Source organism: Gimesia aquarii, assembly GCF_007748175.1.
GTDB classification, from domain to species: Bacteria; Planctomycetota; Planctomycetia; order Planctomycetales; family Planctomycetaceae; genus Gimesia; species Gimesia aquarii_A.
In genome coordinates this window covers 1,177,151-1,192,138 of record NZ_CP037422.1, presented here as the reverse complement: position 1 = coordinate 1,192,138, position 14,988 = coordinate 1,177,151, and the positions used below count along the sequence as shown (strand labels likewise).

General features: G+C 43.9%; 10 protein-coding genes. 7 read left to right on the top strand and 3 right to left on the bottom strand.

The window, feature by feature from the left end:
• Positions 1 to 271: 271 nt before the first annotated feature.
• On the top strand, positions 272 to 1,243 hold the full coding sequence (locus V202x_RS04840) for an amidohydrolase family protein (RefSeq protein WP_145171727.1): 972 nt from the start codon (positions 272 to 274) through the stop codon (positions 1,241 to 1,243).
• A 912-nt stretch (positions 1,244 to 2,155) separates the two neighbouring features.
• On the opposite strand, the gene V202x_RS04835 is transcribed toward V202x_RS04840, so the two are convergent.
• Together V202x_RS04835 and V202x_RS04830 are read right to left on the bottom strand one after the other, a co-directional pair.
• The gene (locus V202x_RS04835) at positions 2,156 to 3,592 is read right to left on the bottom strand and encodes an APC family permease (protein WP_145171726.1); all 1,437 of its coding nucleotides are present in this window, start codon (positions 3,590 to 3,592) and stop codon (positions 2,156 to 2,158) included.
• 55 nt (positions 3,593 to 3,647) lie between these two features.
• Positions 3,648 to 4,310, bottom strand: coding sequence for a class I SAM-dependent methyltransferase (locus V202x_RS04830; RefSeq protein ID WP_145171724.1), 663 nt, complete (start codon positions 4,308 to 4,310; stop codon positions 3,648 to 3,650).
• A gap of 260 nt (positions 4,311 to 4,570) precedes the next feature.
• Here V202x_RS04830 and glgC point away from each other — a divergent pair, with 260 nt between their 5' ends.
• Both glgC and V202x_RS04820 read left to right on the top strand, forming a co-directional pair.
• Complete coding sequence (gene glgC / locus V202x_RS04825; protein WP_144984248.1) at positions 4,571 to 5,857, top strand: glucose-1-phosphate adenylyltransferase; 1,287 nt, start codon at positions 4,571 to 4,573, stop codon at positions 5,855 to 5,857.
• Between the two features lie 489 nt (positions 5,858 to 6,346).
• Entirely contained in the window at positions 6,347 to 7,768 is a 1,422-nt protein-coding gene (locus V202x_RS04820) for an arylsulfatase (protein WP_145171722.1), read from the top strand.
• Positions 7,769 to 7,848: 80 nt separating this feature from the next.
• Here the strand turns inward: V202x_RS04820 and V202x_RS04815 are convergent, their stop codons facing one another.
• Positions 7,849 to 9,735: a DUF1598 domain-containing protein gene (locus V202x_RS04815; RefSeq protein ID WP_145171720.1), complete on the bottom strand. Its 1,887-nt coding sequence runs from the start codon at positions 9,733 to 9,735 to the stop codon at positions 7,849 to 7,851.
• 266 nt (positions 9,736 to 10,001) lie between these two features.
• Here V202x_RS04815 and mutM point away from each other — a divergent pair, with 266 nt between their 5' ends.
• The 4 genes from mutM to V202x_RS04795 all read left to right on the top strand — a co-directional run bounded on the left by mutM (position 10,002) and on the right by V202x_RS04795 (position 14,981).
• A complete protein-coding gene (gene mutM, locus V202x_RS04810; RefSeq protein WP_145171718.1) occupies positions 10,002 to 10,850 on the top strand; it encodes a bifunctional DNA-formamidopyrimidine glycosylase/DNA-(apurinic or apyrimidinic site) lyase in 849 nt (282 codons plus the stop codon).
• A 187-nt stretch (positions 10,851 to 11,037) separates the two neighbouring features.
• The gene (locus V202x_RS04805; protein WP_145171716.1) at positions 11,038 to 12,765 is read left to right on the top strand and encodes an ATP-binding protein; all 1,728 of its coding nucleotides are present in this window, start codon (positions 11,038 to 11,040) and stop codon (positions 12,763 to 12,765) included.
• 92 nt (positions 12,766 to 12,857) lie between these two features.
• The gene (rlmB, locus tag V202x_RS04800) at positions 12,858 to 13,616 is read left to right on the top strand and encodes a 23S rRNA (guanosine(2251)-2'-O)-methyltransferase RlmB (RefSeq protein WP_145171714.1); all 759 of its coding nucleotides are present in this window, start codon (positions 12,858 to 12,860) and stop codon (positions 13,614 to 13,616) included.
• 390 nt (positions 13,617 to 14,006) lie between these two features.
• Entirely contained in the window at positions 14,007 to 14,981 is a 975-nt protein-coding gene (locus V202x_RS04795) for an SDR family oxidoreductase (protein ID WP_145171712.1), read from the top strand.
• The last annotated feature ends 7 nt before the right edge of the window (positions 14,982 to 14,988 follow it).

The following is a 14,988-nucleotide window of genomic DNA, read 5'->3' as shown; positions in this document are numbered from 1 at the left end:
CTTTGGAGACGCTACAATAAACCTGGATACAGGCTTGAAGCCTATCCTGGCAACGAGATTGTCATCACATATGAAGAATTAAAGTAAAGATAAGTAGTACGTGAAAATTAGCAAAAAAGGCAATGAAAAGGAAGTGCGATTCTGATTTCAAAAGAGCAGACAAAATTCATTGTAAAAATAGATAGATATAGCAGACTAAGAGGTTTTTGGTATGTTATGATAGGATCACTCACTTAAGAGCAAATTTTGATTACTACAGAGGAACACCAGAATGGAAGCCATCAATCGTCGTACATTTCTCAAGTCAGCCTCTGCAGGTGTGGTTGCCGCTCAGTCAGCAATCAGTCTCAGTGCAGGCAAAAAATCATCAATCAAACTACCCGCCAAAGTCGTCGATACGCATACGCATTTTTATGATCCCACGCGCCCGGAAGGCGTCCCCTGGCCGAGCGAAGGTTCATCCCTTTATCGCACAGTATTGCCAAAAGATTTTGTTGCGCTAAAAAAATATCAACCTGTGAATGCGACGGTGGTTGTCGAAGCCAGTAAGTTGGTGGATGACAATCAATGGATATTGGATCTGGTGAAAGAGAACCCCGTAATTATTGGTTTCGTGGGGCGATTGACACCCGGCGAAGCGATGTTTCGTACGCATCTCAAACGATTTTCCAAAAATCCGATTTTTAAGGGAATCCGCGTCAATCATCAATTAATTCAGTCTGGGTTATCGCAGCCGCGGTTTGTCGATGATTTAAAAATGCTGGCTGATATGGGACTCCAGGTTGATCTCAATGGCCCACCTGCGACGTTAGAGAGTGCACGCCGTGTTGCAAAGTTAGTTCCAGACTTACGAATCGTTGTCGATCATATTGGTAACGTGGTCATCAAAGGAGACGAGATCGATCCCAAATGGAAACAGGCTATGGAATCATTGTCAGACCAAAAACAGGTCTATATCAAAATCTCTGCACTGGTCGAAGGGGCATCACGGCATCAACTGAACAATGTCCCCTCTGATGTGGCTTATTACCGTCCTACATTAGACGTCATCTGGAACCAGATCGGTGTTGACCGCATGATCTTCGGCAGCAACTGGCCCGTTTCAGAACGAGCCGCCGACTACGTCACCCTGCAAAAAATTCTTGTCGATTATTTGCAAAACAAAGGCCAGTCAGCGTTAGATAAAGTTTTCTGGAAAAATTCCAAACTGGCGTATCAGTGGGATCGCTATCCCGGAGAATAAATTAATTTCCACCCGATTTCGCCCTTTCAAGTAACAAATGAGGGTTGCTGATGAATTATGAAGTCAAAGAATTGCTCGGGTTTGCGTCTAAAATGACGGTGGTTCAATCAGCGCCTCATATGGGGATTCTGAAGGTACGCAATATGAGTTGATGTTTGTGATCGATAACATCACAAGCGAGAGAACAGCAGGAGTGACGATCTATAAATCTGCTTGTGTCAATTCATATGATGACTTCTTCATGTCAATTGTCGAGGGAGATAACCCGCTACTCAACTAGTATATTGACTCTTTTGTTAGTACTCAAAAGCCCTCTGGGACTTCGGTTTCAGAGGGCTCTTTTACTTTTTAGGTTCTTCTATAAATAGTGCGTGTTATTTGAGAATCAGTTCACAAAACTAAACCACTTTCTGATTTTCACATCCTCGTTTGAGGTTATATCGGGTAGGATAAAGCTCCAGTATTAAGTTGCTGATTTGAGACTCTGTGAGAGGCTCGTCTAGTTAGTTCTATTATTCAAATGATTGTTCCATTACTGAAAATTATATTGTTTGATTTGCAACGAATCATCGTCAAAGGTAGCAGTCTGTCAAGTTTTACCTTGGCGGAACTTTGATCCGAGAGTTGTTTGACAGGCTAACAGTAATGCATGATCTTGTCGCGAAATGCGTTGAAAGTGGTTTGAAAAATGGTGCTCATATTGTACGCGATTTTAGAGAATGAAGCTTAAAGTCTGTCATGTTAGTCTTTTTAATCGTGCTCAAATTCTCATACGTCTCTCAGTTCAGCTATAAAATAAAATTCTCACGCGCGCGACGCATAAAAAGTTAGTTTCGACAGAGGCACGATGGTTTCAAGTTGAAAATAAACACTGCATATTGGGAACCAATTTGATTGAATCGTGTCTGATGGTTATTTTGTGTTATGAGAGACACGGCTCATCAAATAAAGCGGAATGCCTATCAACACAGGGATCAATCCCAGTGCGGTCAGACCTCCCGCATAAGTGAGACTGGAATAGAGCATGTATAATGAGGTGATGCAGAATAGAATGGGGGTTAGCGGGTAGAAGGGAACGCGGAAGGGGCGTTCCAGAGAAGGGAGTTTGAACCGTAAGACGATCAGGCTGAGGCCTGTCAGAAAGAAAAATATCCAGAACAGAGGCGCCGAGGCTGCGATGAGCGTATCAAAGCCACCAGCGTATTTCTCCCAGTTGATAAATTTATGTTGAATCAGTTCAAAGGGTTTTTCCAGTATGTGTTGTCCGGTTTTTGTTCCGATCAATACGATCATGCTCACTGAAATCATTCCCTGTGTGATGAGCGAATAGATTGGCGCGTTGACGCGATAATTCCAGCGTGCCAGCGCAGCGAACAGCTGGTGGTCCATTCCCAGGCGAACGTTGACTCGCGAACCTGTCAGAATCAAGCCATTGATGGCACCTAAGGATGAAATCATGATGACGAGACTGATTACTGTTTTTCCTGTCGTACCCCAGGCTCGCTCCAGTAAGTCAGCTGCCGGTGCTGGTGAGTTGAGCAGACCTTCAAAACCCAGTCCCCACAAGTAGGCACAGTTGATGAGAAGATAGATGACCATGATTCCCACCGTTCCCGAAATCAAAGCTCTAGGAATATTTCTCCCCGGTTGTTTCACTTCCGCAGCAACGAAAGCCGCATCGTTCCATCCACCATAGGCATACAACACGAACACCATTGCCAAACCAAAGTTAGCCGTAGAATTTGAGCCACCTGGTATAGCAGATGCGACAGTGGTTGTATTCTTTATACCGAGATAAAATCCAGTCAAAGCGATAGCTACCAACCCGATGACTTTGGCGAGCGTTAGTGTATTTTGTGCTCGTTTACCAACCATCAGTCCGAGCAAATTTAAAAAGATCAGAATGCAGACAGATGAAGCAGCAAGCAGTACCGACCAGTCATCTGAGACTCCCAGGAATGAGACCGCGTATTGAGCAAAGACGTAGGACATGATCCCGATATTACCTGGATTGATGGCGACAAATTGAGCCCATCCAAAGAGAAAACCGGCACCCGTTCCATATGTTCGAGAGAGAAACACGTAATCTCCCCCGGTTTCAGGCATAGCAGAAGCCAGTTCAGCGTAGCAGAGGGCACCGGCTAACATCAAAAAACCACCGAGGCACCAGACTGCCAGGCCCGCTTCAATCGATCCCGCATTGGCAAACACCAGACTCGGAACCTTAAAAATCGAAACCCCAATCACAATACCAATGATGATGTTCACGGTATCCCAGAGTGTCAGTTTTTTCTGATAACGTTCTGTTTCTTCCTGAACCGCCATTGGTTGCCGTTGATCTGCTGGCATGTAAAATTGATCCCCAATAAAGCGGGTTCCGAAAGAGGGAAATAGTCGATGAGGATCAGGTGGGCGTTGTTCCCACAAGCACTGCCACGGGCATGGTCCAGATATTCAAATCGAGTTCTTCTTTGATTGAAAATCCAGCATTTTTCAGAAAACCAACAGCATCGATCGGCTGACAGTCAACTATATGTGGAAAATGCTGGTGCATCCATTTGTAGGTCTTTTCCAGAAAACTGTCTTTTTCTCCTTCTTTAGGCAAGGCCATCGAAACCACACCCAAACGTCCTCCTGGCTTCAGGACACGTTTGATTTCTTCGAGAACAGCGGGAATCGTTTCCAGGGGGAAGAGCTCCAGTGTAAAGCTCATCGAAACGACATCGAATGTCTGATCCTCAAAAGGCAAAGGAGGAGTGATTGCTACAGACAGGTTCACACGGTCGGCAACTCCCGCTTCTGTGACTCGTTTTTCAGAGACTTTCTGCATTCCATCAGAAATGTCGACTCCATAAACAGAGCCTGTTGTTCCCACTGATTCAGCGAGTGCTACGAGTGAATGTCCGGTTCCATAACCTATTTCCAGGACTTTTTCGCCTTCGACGATACTCAAAGCGGCAAGCCCTTTTTCACGAGCGACATGTTCGTTGGAGTCTGCAATCAGGTCATAAGAATGACTGATACGATCGTAAAATGATTTGGTCAATTTTTCATCAGAGGAATTCATGGATGCGTTCTCCCAACAGATTGATACAAGTCGAATTTTTAGAATTATAAATTGATTAATTCGCCGAGAGAAGTCGGAAGCATAAAAACAATCTGAACTTCATGAATTTGCAAATGGAAATAAAATATGGGTAATTTGTGTTTTTAACAAAATTTTTAGAAGAAAATGTAAGATCATTAAAACGGATCTAATTTGAATTCCTTTCATGACCAAAGCATGCTAAAACATATAAAGAAAATGAGAGAACATCTTGTTGGTGAATAAAGGGATTATTTCACGAAGATCATGATGTCTATAAGGAGAGAACAATAATGCGAAATGTGTTGGCTTTGATTCTGGCAGGTGGTAAAGGATCTCGTCTGGAACCACTTACCAGAGATCGAGCGAAGCCTGCAGTTCCGTTTGGAGGCGGGTATCGAATTATCGATTTTACACTTTCCAATTGCATCAATAGTGGTTTACGTCGGATTTTGATTCTGACTCAATATAAAGCGGCCAGTCTCGATCGACATATCAATCTTGGTTGGCGGTTTCTTTGCCGTGAACTGAATGAATTTGTGGATGTCTTGCCACCACAGCAGCGAATTGACGAACAGTGGTATCAGGGGACCGCGGATGCCGTTTATCAGAATATTTATACGATTGAACGTGCCAGATCAGATTACATTCTGATCCTTTCTGGTGACCATATCTATAAGATGGATTATTCCAAACTGATTCGTGATCATAAGGAATCCGGGGCTGAAGCGACGATTGGATGTATTCCTGTAGATCGAACGGAAGCAAGCCAGTTTGGAGTGATGGCCGTTGATGATGACATGCGCGTCGTGAAATTTGAAGAAAAACCGGCGGCTCCAGCTTCGATGCCTAATCATCCTGATAAAAGTCTGGCGTCGATGGGGATCTATGTGTTTAATACGAATTTTCTGTTTGAACGATTGTGTTACGATGCAACACAGTTAGATAGTTCGCATGACTTCGGAAAAAATATTATCCCTTCTATTATCGATGATCATCTGGTACGCGCTTATCCTTTTCAGGATAAAAATACGGGAGATGGATATTATTGGCGAGATGTAGGTACTATTGATTCCTATTATGAAGCAAATATGGATCTAATCTCGGTTCATCCACAGTTAAATTTGTATGATCAAACCTGGCCGATCAGATCCTATCAGCCACCGGATCCTCCGCCAAAGTTTGTCTTTGCTCAAAGTGAAGGCTCTAAACCTCGTGTGGGGCAGGCTGTGGATAGTACTGTCTGCCCAGGTTCGATCATTTCAGGGGGGCGCGTAAGTCAATCCATCATTTCATCAAATGTCCGAATTAATAGCTGGGCGGAAGTCGATAATTCCATTCTGTTTTCAGGTGTGAATATCGGTAGACACGCGAAAATTCGAAACGCGATCATCGATAAAGGAGTTTCAATCCCCAAGAATTGTGAAATCGGTTATGACCTTGCCAAAGACAAGGGGCGTGGGTTTACTGTTTCCGAATCGGGAATTGTTGTGATTGGCAAAATGGATGGATTTCCCGGAGAGAGCTAATTCTACGACATTCCCAATTTACAAAAGATTCAGCTCAGCGCATAAAAATTCCCGGAAGCAGTAGCCCAGGGGGGGAAAGGACTTGTACCACTTCCGGGAGGCGATTGTACGCCTGATTGTTCATTACGATTACGCCTCAGATAAAATCGCTCTATTTCCTTTTTAAAAAGATCGGAGCCGCGGCATCCGTGCGTTGGACACTCGATCTTTCCATTGAGAGAATGAAATCACTCAATGGACACCGGTATGTGTTTGAAGGTTGAAAAAGAGAATGATAACTGTCATTCTGAGGTGTGATGTTACCAGGAATTGTTTTCTTGAATTTTTCACATCAGCTTGATTACTAATGTTGCGGGGAGAATAAAAGTTAAAATAAATATGGTCAACCCCAATCTAAAACTATTTCCAAAACGAATTGAGTGAATTAATTCCTACATGTAAATATTTCAAAAAACTGAAGAAATACAAAAATTGAAAGGTTATGGCATCATGAATCAACGGTTATTTTTTATTCTGGCAGTGCTATGTGGGGTGAGTTTGTTTGCCTCAGATGTCTCACAAGCTTATGCAAAACAAAAACCAAACATCATTTTGATTATGGCCGATGATTTGGGCTACGCTGAGTTGGGGTGTTATGGTCAAACAAAAATCAAAACGCCCCATATAGATCAACTGGCAGCAGAGGGCATGAAATTCACACAGGCTTATGCGGGTTCCATGGTTTGTCAGCCTTCGCGAAGCGTTTTAATGACGGGACAACATACCGGTCATACTGCTATTCGCGCGAACGACCTGAACCAATTACTTTACGAGCAAGATAAAACCGTCGCAGAAGTACTAAAAGATGCTGGCTATGCAACGGGCATCTTTGGAAAGTGGGGGCTCGGTTACGAAGGGACTCCAGGTCATCCCAATCGTCAGGGATTTGATCAATTCACCGGACAATTACTCCAGGTACATGCTCATTTTTATTACCCCTTTTGGATATGGCGAAATGATAAAAAAGTTATGCTTCCCGAAAACGAAAATAATCAACGGGGAAATTACATTCATGATTTAATCCATGAAGATGCGAAAGATTTTATTCGCAAAAATCAAAATCAACCTTTCTTTGCTTATCTACCCTACATCATCCCGCACGTAGAGCTGGTTGTGCCAGAAGAGTCCGAGCATCCTTATCGTGGGAAATTTCCTAAAACACAAATCCTTGATCCACGTCCTGGCTATATTGGATCAGAGGATGGGTTGGTAACGTTTGCAGGGATGGTCTCTCGATTAGACGATCATGTGGGTGAGATCGTAGAGATGTTGGAAGAAATGGGAATACGAGATAATACTTTGATTATCTTTACATCAGACAATGGCGGGCAGGGGGGCACCTGGAAGGGCATGACTGACTTCTTTAACGGAAATGCACCACTTAAAGGTTATAAAGGAACAATGTATGAAGGTGGTTTGCGTGTACCTTTCGTTGTCAATTGGCCTGGCAAAGTCGCTCCCGGAACAACCTCAGATCTGCAAATTGCGTTTTGGGATATCCTGCCTACCTTTGCACAGATTACCGGGACTAATGTTCCAAAAGGAGTCGATATTGATGGGATTTCTTTTTTGCCAACTCTGTTAGGCAAGGGAAATCAGAAAAAACACAAATACCTTTATTGGGAATATACCAAAGGTGAAATGCGTTCGAGAGCACTTCGGATGGGAGATTGGAAGGCTGTTCAAAACCGAATGAAAAATTCGATAGAACTCTATGATTTAGGAAAAGATGTTGGTGAAACAAAAAATCTTGCCAAACAAAATCCAGAAAAATTGAAGGAGATGGAGCAGATTATGCAGCAAGCTCACACGAAGCCTCGCGACTTTCCTCAAACATTGAAACCCGTTGGTATTAAAGGTTACGTGAAGTAACCATCTACTGGTCAAAACAAAAACCGCGGTCAGAGAACTGACCGCGGTTTTTTTGCTTTGTAGTTTACCTTTTTGCTCAGTTAGTTAGCCAAATCCCACCACCATCGGCCAACAGGTAAAGCGGGAGCTTGTGATTTTTTAGAAACCGTTCCCACTTGATCTGAGACTTTGAGATTTTTTTGATTTTTGACAACGGAACCGGTATCAACACGAACACCACCAGCAACTTGTACCACGACATCTTTTCCATTGTAAACACGATGATTAATCACTGTGTCAACGGTATGGGCCGGATCAAATTCCGCAGGACGATAAGCGCCAGTTGATGCAAAAGCTCCCATTTCCCAGCCAGCACGGTCTGCCAACTGCTCATTTCGCATCAGAGCAGCAACCAGAGCCAAATCGAAAATATTTTGCAGGTCAGCATAGACCAGATCTTGTTCCGCCAGTTCTTGATAATGCTTTGTGAAGTTAGCAGCGAATTCACGGTTTAATTCCTCTGCTTGACCGGTTTGCAGCCGTTGACCTTCATTCGTGACGATTTGATTTTCTGACTGGCATAAGACTGAAGAACCGACTACTTGATAAGCAGTTCTTTGTGGATTGTGCAAAACAGAGTCATATTTCATCGTTAACCACCAACGAAGTGCTTCCAGGTTTTGAGGGTCTTTTGTGTTTTGCTTTGCCAGTAAATCAAAGTAGCTGGGAATATTATCCCCTGCATCCATTTTACCAATACCGATCAGCTTCATACGGTAGTCGGCTTCGATCAGCACACGGGCCACACGCGAAGTTTTGGGAACGCCATACAGTGTGATGTCTTGCACGCCTAATTGATTTTTGAGTTGTTTGGTCCAGTTTCGAACACCGGCTCCTGCACGTAATGGGCCACGTGCATTTGATTTGGCGACGAATTCCTTCACACGAGCCAGACCCTCAGGGCGTGGATCGAATGAACAACCGAAGATTTCTTCTCCCTGATCAGAGAAAGTTCTGAGAACTGTGACTAAGTCGTCTAATTGCAGGACTGGTCGACCACTTTCGATGCCGACCGGAAGTCCCTGGTCATTATAAATCCAAGCTTCCGCAGGACCAGCAATGACGACTTCCTGATCTTCGGGATAGACGAAGACGTATTCGACTTTTGTCAGGCCTGCCAACATCTTCATGGTTTCAACAGGGGAACGTCCCTCTTCTATCAATTGCTGAACTTCTTTTTCAAGTCGCGTCAGTGAGATGAGTCGCATTTGACTGTTTTGTGCGACGTTTTTATTCAAGTCTGCCTGACGAGCTTTGATTCCCAGAGCCGCTAATCGACCATCGAGTTCTGCTTTACTGATGTGGTGTAACAATCCTTGAGGATCAACTCGAACCCCACTATCGAATTGTCGGATGGAGCCTTCCCCTTCTCCGGTATCTTCCCAGAGTCCTGAGGTCTGTGTTTGGATCAGGTCGATCAACTGTGTAAAGTCAGCTAGTTGTGCCCCACCGGCCAGTGAGATTGCTTGTGCCCGTTCACCCATGGCTTTTGTTCGTTCATCTGCCAGCGGGATACGGTTGATGGTTCCCAGAGCGGCTACAAAGTCCCCCGATTTGAGTTGTGCTTCTACGACCATTTTCAACAATAAAGTTCGTTGATGAAGGTCGGCAACGGTTTCGGCGGTTTCGATTGCTTTGCCGAATTCACCCGCTTCCAAATGAGCTGCCACTTCTTCTTTCGGAGAGATCTGGCGCGTTTCAATGACCTGATCAGGTGTAACAGCAGGAGTTGCTTCCACTGTTTCCTGTTCTTCAAGCACAATCGGTGATTCTATGTGAGCTTGAATTTGTTCTGGTGCTTGTTCAACGGTCACCTCCGGTTGCTGATTTACCAGATAAAATGTGACTGCCAGAACAATGGATAAACAGGCGATGGTTGCAACAACTGAAACAACGCTGGAGCCTACTTGAGGGTATTTAGGGCGCATGGACGCTCTCCGATTGGCACAGATTTTTAACGGATTAAATGTTCGGTTCGCATGTATACATTCCACAAGCTGGGGAATATATGGGCTTTATGGTCTAGGATCGTCCAACTTTGCCCCAACGTCAAGCGTAATCTTAAATTTCTTGGTCTTCCCAATTCAGCTTGTCTCTGACATCCAAAGAACAGGTACAGGTAGTAGAATAGAAACACTACGTTTAAAGCCAATTACACCTTAAAACAAATATAATTGATATACAAGGAAAATCTGTGCCAGAGCTACCGGAAGTTGAGACTATGGTTCGGGGGATTCGTGAAGTGGTGGAAGGTCAAGTCATTAGCGACTTTCGAAAATGCCCTTGTTCTTGCAAACCTATTTCGTTGGAGCCTGGATTGAAATCAATTCGATCTCGTGTCATCGACCAGACAATTGTCTCTGTTCGACGGTTGGCCAAACGTGTGGTGCTGGACCTTGAGAGTGAAGATTCATTTGTCATTGAGCCTCGTATGACTGGACTAATGTTGCTATCAGATCCACCAGATTCAGGTCACTTAAGATTGGAGTGGATTTTACGAAAAAGGAGATCCAAAACATCGCTTTGGTTTTGGGACCGTCGTGGCTTGGGAACGGTCCGACTTTACAGGAAAGCAGAGTTGTTAACTGAATTAGGAGCAAACAAGTTAGGTCCTGATGCCCTTGTGATTTCTCTAACAGATCTGAAGGCGCGTTGTTTGAAGACTAGCCGTGCAATCAAGGTCGCGTTGTTGGACCAAAAAATGATTGCAGGTATAGGTAACCTTTATGCCAGTGAAATCCTTCACTTAAGTCAGATCCATCCGGAGCGACAAGCGAACCATTTAAGCATCTCAGAAGTTCAGAAGATGCACAATGCAATGAAACGAATTCTAAAAACCGCAATACGCTATGAAGGCTCAACCCTGGGAGATGGTACTTATCGAAATGCACTCAATCAATCAGGTGGATATCAAAATCATCATCGAGTTTATAAGCAGGAAGGAAATGCTTGTAAATCATGTAAGGGAGCACAGATTGTTCGCATCGTACAGGCACAACGTTCTACGTTTTATTGTCCGTGTTGTCAGGCATTCAAAGAATAAAAGATTGTACCAATCTGTACGTAAAGAGGTATGAAGGAATAAGATGGAGAGAAGGATATTTGGGAAAAGTGACTATTTTCAGTTAATTACAGCTAGATTTCTAAAATCTTACTTTTCTACAGAGACTGTTTTGGCTTAATATCACGTTTAAGTCCTTAATCTCATTCTCATCGATTGATGGAACTCTATGTCTTACCGTGCCTTCAAAAAACTGCTGGGGGAAACCAATCTCGAACGAAAGTGTCGCTTTCTGTTTGGTGGCGGTTTGATGGTATTGATTACAGCCAGTTTTTCATTGAACACCTGGTTAAACAATCAAGTTCTTGATGACCAGAATGTCACATCAGCTCGGTTGTTAGTTGCGCCGATCATTCTGGAAAAACACTGGAAGTGGTCAGAAACGAACGATCAATATGTTCTGTTGATCGAAAAAATGGCTCAGTCGGTGAAACCTCAGGACCTGGGGGACTATAGTTGGGCTGTTTTCAAAGCCAATCCTTCCAATACCGATTCTACTGAGCGTCCAATCGACAGCGATGGTTATGCAGCTCTGGAACGGATTGAAGAAGGAGAGTCAGAAGTATTTTATCGGGATGAGGGTGAAGGAAAATTTCAATACTATGGAGCAATTCATGCAACTGAGTCCTGTGTTGCCTGCCATCGTCTACGAGATGATCCCGATTTAGAGGAAGGGGGATTGATTGGTATTGTGAATATTCGCTTCCCCTTACAAAAAATGGAACAGGCATTGGCCTGGAATAAAGCAATCAATTTAGGTTCTGCATTAATTACTGCGTTTCTTGCCATGCTGGCTGCTTATGCCATCGTACGATATGTCATTGTGAAACCCGTTCTGCATTTGAAAGATGTCAGTGATGAAATCGCACATGGAAATCTCGACTTACGAGCCGATATCCGTACGGGCGATGAATTTGAAGAGTTGAGTTATGCGTTTAACCGCATGTTGCGGCATCTGGTGACCGTTCAGGAAGAATTGAGAACAGTTAACACCGATTTAGATACGAAGGTTGATGAGTTAGCTCAGGTCAACTTGCGGCTTTATGAAATGAATAAATTGAAAGATGAATTTCTAGCAACGATGAGTCATGAGTTGCGAACTCCATTAAACAGTATTCTTGGATTCAGTGATCTGCTCGCGAATTCCAAAGATTTAGAAGACAAGCAAAAACGATATGTCGGCAATATTCAGATGTCTGGAAAGAATCTGCTGGCACTCATTAATGATGTTCTCGATCTTGCCAAGATTGAAAGTGGCAAAATGGAATTGCAACTTTCGGAAATCGCCATTGCAGATCTAATTGAACGACGTGTCGGCACGATGCAACCGTTAGCTGACAAAAAGAATATTGAAATGACTTCAGAAATCGACCCCAAGATTCCAATTCTCTTTCAGGATTCCATCAAGATTCAGCAAATTCTAAATAACTTACTTTCTAACGCCATCAAGTTCACTCCAGAAGGAGGACGAGTTCATATCTCTGCAACGCTTTGCGCAGATGATCCTCAAATGTTGGATCTTGTTGTTGAAGATACAGGAATTGGAATCCCGCTAGATGAACAGGAAAATATTTTCGAAAAATTCCGACAGGGTAGGTCTTCTTCAGAATCAAAAGATGCATTGACTCGCTCATTTGAGGGAACTGGTCTAGGACTTTCTATTATTCGCGAACTTTCAAAGTTACTGGATGGTGAAGTCTTTCTCGAAAGCGAGTTTGGTCGAGGAAGTAAGTTCACAGTCAAACTGCCAGTGAGGATAATTGTTCCCGATGACCAGCTACTTTCTGATTTAAGTGATACCTCTGTTGGGATCAATCGGATCAAAACTTCTGATTTGGCTGAGTACTCAAAAGAGAAACTTGCAGATAACAAACATTCTGAGACGCAAAGTCCTTGAATGTATCGAGGGGAATATCTAATCTTTCCATTCGGCCAGCTGATTTTCTATTTGGTTCCTAGTATTTGCAGTTGATTCAGGATTATTGTTCTGTGACTTTGGAGTTAAAAAATCCCCATAGCGTGCTGGCTGCATTGCAGACTCGCCCCATCGATGTCACAGAGATTCGTCTCTCTGCTGGCTCAACTCAAGGGAACTGGAGCGATGTTGCAGATGAAGCACGCGGTCACAGAATTCCGGTAGTCATCAAAAAATCTGCTCCGCAGAAAATGAAGAGAAAACGGTCCGAAGATCAGGGGTGTCGAACTACCGGTTCATTGGCTCTGGTTAAGCCGCGTATTCCTGCGTCATTAAAGACGATTTGTGCGGCAGAAGAAGAGGACGGACAGAGCGGTCTGTGGTTAGCTTTAGATTGTATTCAAGACCCACATAATATTGGTGCCATATTTCGCACCGCTGCTTTTTTTGGTGTCAGAGGGATTGTTCTCACCAAAGATCGTTCCGCACCCTTAAATGCCACGGTCTACGATGTTGCTTCCGGTGGCATGGAGGCAGTTCCCTTTGCTGTGGAAACAAATTTGAGTCGAGCGATTACTGAAGCAAAAAAGACCGGTATCTGGATTATGGGAACGTCCGAGCATGCGAAAGATGATGTGTCGGCATTTCAACGGGATCGTCCCTGGATGGTGGTGATCGGCAACGAAGAGAAGGGTTTGCGACGTTTAACACGAGACCAGTGCGATGTGATTTGTCGTCTTACGCCAACTGGAATTGTCGATTCTTTAAATGCTTCGGTTGCTGCCGGAATTATGATTGCGCGTTTTTCGCCTTATGGGCCTGACTCGAAATAAGATTTCGTATTTGGTTTTTGAGAAAACGTCCGAGAACAGGCACAATCATCAAAATGTCGATGATCGTTACAACGCTTGATTTATGTATCGATTAAATTGAATTTCCACGTTATCTCTCTACGCATTCATGTGACTTGAATGAAATTCCCGCACTCAGATTGATCATTATTTTGGTTGTGCGGGAAATTCCTGCTTATAATACGGAATAAGGTCATCGGTGCTGAATGTTCGATAATTTCTAAGAGGAATACTCGGAATTCGTAACTTATTCCTTGTGAATTGAATGCTACATTGAAGGTATTGATACCGGTGACTCCGGTCGACAAGCAGAAGTGATTGTTGACTGCTCTCGTGAGTCTTGTGAATTCATACCAATGCAGAGGTTTAAACGTGACAAATTATTTAGTAACCGGCGGCGCAGGGTTTATTGGTTCTCATCTGGCAACTCGTCTGGTCAATGAAGGCCATAGTGTACGTGTTTTCGATAATCTGAGCACTGGTGCTTTAAAGAATCTGGAGCATATCCAGGACCAAGTGGAATTCATTCAAGGCGACTTGCGAGATCTCAAGGCAGTTGAGCAAGCTACGAAAGGAATCAATGTCGTCTTTCATCAGGCGGCACTGGCTTCCGTACCGCGAAGTGTTGAACATCCTCTTGATACTCATGAGGCTTGTGTGACAGGGACGATTCATGTTTTAGATGCAGCACGTCGTTCAGATGTCCAACGCGTTGTGTATGCAGGTTCCAGTAGTGCCTATGGGAATCAGCAAGAAATGCCAAAGCATGAAGGCCAGGCACCGGAAGTGCTCTCTCCGTATGCGGCAGCGAAGCTGGCGGGAGAATTGTACTGTCAGGCTTTTGCGAATTCCTATGATCTAGAAACGGTTCGTATTCGATACTTCAATGTATTTGGACCGCGACAGGATCCTAACAGCCCCTATTCCGCCGTGATTCCCTTATTCGCTTCTGCGTTACTGGAAGGTCGCCAACCAGTAATATTTGGCGATGGAACACAATCCCGTGATTTTACATATATCGACAACGTCGTTCAGGCCAATATTCTGGCGTCACAGGCAGATGCTGATAAAGTTTCAGGGAATGTTTATAACGTTGCCTGTGGTAGCTCTTTGAATTTAATCGATCTTTTGAAGTTCATTTGTGAACTGTTGGAGAAACCGTACGATCCCGATTTTCAACCCCGGCGAACCGGGGACGTTTTGCATTCATGGGCTGATATTTCAGCTGCTCAGCGGGATCTGGGATATGAGCCTGTTGTTGATATCAAGGAAGGCTTACGAAGAACAATCACCTGGTACGAACAATATATTAAATCAGAGTCAAAGACTTGCCTGGGTGGTTGTTAAATAATTG